Origin of the sequence: Pedobacter sp. HMWF019, assembly GCF_003061025.1 — a bacterium.
Taxonomy (GTDB): Bacteria; Bacteroidota; Bacteroidia; order Sphingobacteriales; family Sphingobacteriaceae; genus Pedobacter.
Genome location: NZ_QAIL01000521.1, coordinates 1 through 1,373, shown reverse-complemented (window position 1 = coordinate 1,373; position 1,373 = coordinate 1). Strand labels below are relative to the sequence as shown.

General features: G+C 39.1%; 1 protein-coding gene. It reads left to right on the top strand.

Annotated elements, in window-relative coordinates; genetic code table 11:
• Positions 1-31: 31 nt before the first annotated feature.
• Positions 32-1,168, top strand: coding sequence for an aldose epimerase family protein (locus tag DBR11_RS26130; RefSeq protein WP_108555506.1), 1,137 nt, complete (start codon positions 32-34; stop codon positions 1,166-1,168).
• Positions 1,169-1,373 lie beyond the last annotated feature (205 nt).

Here is a 1,373-nt window from a genome sequence, read left to right as displayed (position 1 = left end):
GAAAACATATTTAAAATACAGTGCCTCTCCATTGCTCCTTGCCGCGCTGATCTTTACAGCATCTTGCAACTCTTCCTCAAATCATGGACGGCAGACCGCAACGAGTCTGGATTCTGGCCGTATTTCCACAAAAGCTTTTGAAAAGAAAATAGATGGCAAACAGGTTCACTTGTATGCGCTGGAAAACAACAGCGGCTGCAAAGCGCTCATTACTAATTATGGTGGAAGGCTCGTGAGTTTGCTCGTACCAGACAAAAATCAAAAACTAGTAGATGTTGTAGCTGGATTTAGCAGCGTGGATGGGTATCAGCAATCAACAGAGCCATATTTCGGGGCAACTATCGGGCGTTATGGCAACCGGATTGCTAAAGGCAAGTTTACCCTTGATGGAAAAGTATATACATTATTTACCAATAATGGCCCAAATACATTACATGGAGGCAAGAAGGGGTATCAGGATGTCGTTTGGGATGCAAAGATCCTGGATAAGCAAAGCTTAGAGCTTACTTATCTTTCTAAGGATATGGAAGAAGGTTTTCCCGGTAACTTAAATTTGAAGGTTATTTATACCCTGACTGATGATAATGCATTGAGAATTAGTTATGAGGCAGTTACAGATAAAAACACCGTAGTAAACTTAACCAATCACGCTTTTTTTAACCTGAACGGAGAGCAAAGCGGTACAATATTAAAGCACCTGGTTAAAATTAATGCGGATAAATATACACCAGTAGATTCTACACTGATCCCGTTAGGTACACTTGCTATGGTTAAAGGAACGCCATTTGATTTCACTGTAGCCAAAACTATAGGGGATCGTGTAGATGCTTTAAATGATCAACTGAAAAATGGTAAAGGCTATGACCATAATTTTGTATTGAATTCTCATGTTGCTGATCAGCCTGTAGCCGTGGTTACCGGAGATCAGAGCGGGATAGTGATGAGCGTTTATACAGATCAGCCTGGTCTGCAATTTTATAGTGGTAATTTTATGCAGGGCAAAAATACGATGAAAGGAAATCATAGGGACGATTTCAGGACCGCATTTGCCTTGGAAACCCAGCATTTTCCGGATAGTCCGAACCAAAAATCTTTCCCTTCAACTTTACTAAAGCCTGGGGAGAAGTATAATTCTGTTTCTACCTATAAGTTTACTGTGGCACAATAGAATAATAAAAAATAAGGAATAATTATAACCGAATTAAAGTTATAAACCCTATGGGAAAATAAATAGGATGAGCGTAATTTTTCTTTTCGTCATTTCAACATAAGTCGCAATGACGAATTCCAGAGGATGGGCCATTTAGCAGAAAATAAGCTGAATTAGTCCAGTAGATTTATATTGATCGTTAACTTTTAGTTAACGGTTGTTG